This is a genomic window from Nocardioides pelophilus (assembly GCF_014180685.1).
GTDB classification, from domain to species: Bacteria; Actinomycetota; Actinomycetes; order Propionibacteriales; family Nocardioidaceae; genus Nocardioides; species Nocardioides pelophilus.
In genome coordinates this window covers 1-2,166 of the sequence record NZ_JACEHF010000285.1, presented here as the reverse complement: position 1 = coordinate 2,166, position 2,166 = coordinate 1, and the positions used below count along the sequence as shown (strand labels likewise).

3 protein-coding genes are annotated in these 2,166 nt (G+C 75.2%); all 3 read left to right on the top strand.

Annotated features, from left to right (window positions below; all coding sequences use genetic code 11):
* On the top strand, nucleotides 1–234 hold a 234-nt coding region (locus tag H0488_RS23780), incomplete at its 5' end, for a hypothetical protein (protein WP_220794919.1).
* Nucleotides 235–247: 13 nt separating this feature from the next.
* Nucleotides 248–1,165 carry an FAD:protein FMN transferase gene (locus tag H0488_RS22970; RefSeq protein ID WP_183101494.1) on the top strand — a complete coding sequence of 306 codons (918 nt, stop codon included), beginning with the start codon at nucleotides 248–250 and terminating at the stop codon, nucleotides 1,163–1,165.
* On the top strand, nucleotides 1,162–2,166 hold a 1,005-nt coding region (locus H0488_RS23775; RefSeq protein WP_220794918.1), incomplete at its 3' end, for a DUF8596 domain-containing protein. The genes H0488_RS22970 and H0488_RS23775, both read left to right, overlap by 4 nt.

Here is a 2,166-nt window from a genome sequence, read left to right as displayed (position 1 = left end):
GTGCTGACGAAGCACCGACCGGTCAAGACCGAGATCGTTACCCGCGTCGTCACGGTCACGGTGGGCGGCGGCCAGGCCTCGACCGCCCCGACGTCCACCTCGACGCCGACCGGCAGCCCGCCGCCCCAGCAGTCGAACCCGCAGCCGCAACCCCAGCCGCACGCGCCGCCTCCCCCACCGCCTCCTCCGCCGCCGCCCCCGCCGCCGCCCCCGTCGAACTCGTCGGGGTCCTGAGATGGCGTACGGCATGAGCAGGTGGCGCGTGTGGAGCACCTACGTCCAGCTCTGCGTGACCGACGAGACGAAGCTGTCGCGCGCGGAGGCGCTGGCCCGGCAGGTGCTCGACGACGTGGACCTCGCCTGCAGCCGGTTCCGTGACGACTCCGACCTCGCCCGGCTCAACGCGGCGCCGGGGGAGTGGGTCGCGGTCGACCCGCTGCTGGTCGAGGCCGTCCGGGTCGCGGTGGACGCGGCCCGGCTGACCGACGGACTGGTCGATCCCTGTGTCGGCCGCGCGCTGGTGAGCTGGGGCTACGACGCCGACCTCGCGCAGCTCGTGCGGCGGCCGGCGATCGCGGTGCCCGAGGTCGCCGCCCCACGCCCCGACTGGCGGGAGATCCGGTGGGACCACGACGCCGTGCTCATCCCGTCCGACTGCCTGCTCGACCTGGGCGCGACGGCGAAGGCCTGGGCCGCCGACCTGGTCGCCGAGACCGTGGCGGCCGAGCTGGGATGCGGCGTGCTGATCAGCCTCGGCGGCGACGTACGGGTGCTCGCGCTCGATGTCGAGGCCTGGCCGGTCCGGGTCAGCGAGACCGAGCACAGCGAGGTCGGCCAGACCGTCGCGCTCCAGCAGGGCGGGATGGCGACCTCCACGATCCTGGCGCGCCGGTGGCGTACCGACGACGGCTGGGCCCACCACCTGATCGACCCGCGCACCGGGGCTCCGGTCGACGGCGCCGTGCGCACCGCGACCGCCCTCGGTGACACCGCCGTCGGGGCCAACGTGGCGTCGACGGCGGCGCTGGTGCTCGGCGCCGAGGCGCAGCCGTGGCTCGCCGACGGCGGCGCCCACGCCCGTCTGGTGCTGGCCGACGGCTCGGTCCGCCTGGTCGGCGACTGGCCGGCCGGATCGTCGGGACCGTCGGGGGAGGAGGCGGCATGACCACCCCGATCCTCTGGTTCCTCAACCGCGGCACCGGCATGGTGCTGCTCGTCGTGCTGACCGCGACCGTGCTCCTCGGAGTGCTGGCCATGCGTGGGCGCGCGGGGTCGTTGGTGCCGGCGTTCGTGTCCCGGTCCCTGCACCGCAACCTGAGCCTGTTCGCGGCCGCGCTGCTCGTCGCCCACATCTCCACCGCGGTGCTCGACGAGTACGTCGACATCCGCTGGTGGCACGCGTTCGTGCCGTACGGCGCGGCGTACGAGCCGCTGTGGCTGGCCGCCGGCACCCTGGCGTCGAACGTGATCCTGGCGATCATCGTCACCACGCTCGTGCGGGCCCGGCTCGGGTTGGGCGCCTGGCAGCGCGTGCACCAGCTGGCCTACCTCGCCTGGGCGCTGGGACTCGTGCACGGCCTGGCGATCGGCACCGACAGCAGTGAGACCTGGGCGTTGGTCACCTACGCGGCTGCCGCGGGTGTGGTGGTCNGTCACCTACGCGGCTGCCGCGGGTGTGGTGGTCGTCGCCGGCATGGTGCGGTGGCTGACGCCCGGCCCGGCCGGGCTGGAAGGAGAGCCCGCATGACCGCCGAGGCCGTGCGTCCCAGCGGCGTCGTCGTCGAACGCGGTCCGGGGGTCCTCGCCGCGATCGACGCCGGACCGTCGCTCGCCGCGCACCGTTCCTGGCACGGCGAGCCCCGACGTCTCGACCTGACCGGGCTGCTGGCCGACCTCGAGCGGGTCCAGCTGCGCGGCCGGGGCGGCGCCGGCTTCCCGTTCGCCCGCAAGCTGGCCACGGCCGCCCGGTCGTCGGGTCGGCCCTTCGTCGTGGTGAACCTGAGCGAGGGCGAGCCGGCCAGCGCCAAGGACGCGGCGCTCGCGCTGACCGCGCCGCACCTGATCCTCGACGGTGCGGTGACCGCGGCGCGGCTGCTCGGGACCCGCTCCGTGCACGTGGTCGTGGCCGGCACCGACCAACAGGTGCGGCGGTCGGTCGCGGCGGCC

What these genes read in the sequence shown, in the direction of transcription:
- H0488_RS22970 (WP_183101494.1), top strand. Translation starts at nt 248, where the DNA reads ATGAGCAGGTGGCGCGTGTGGAGCACCTACGTCCAGCTCTGCGTGACC.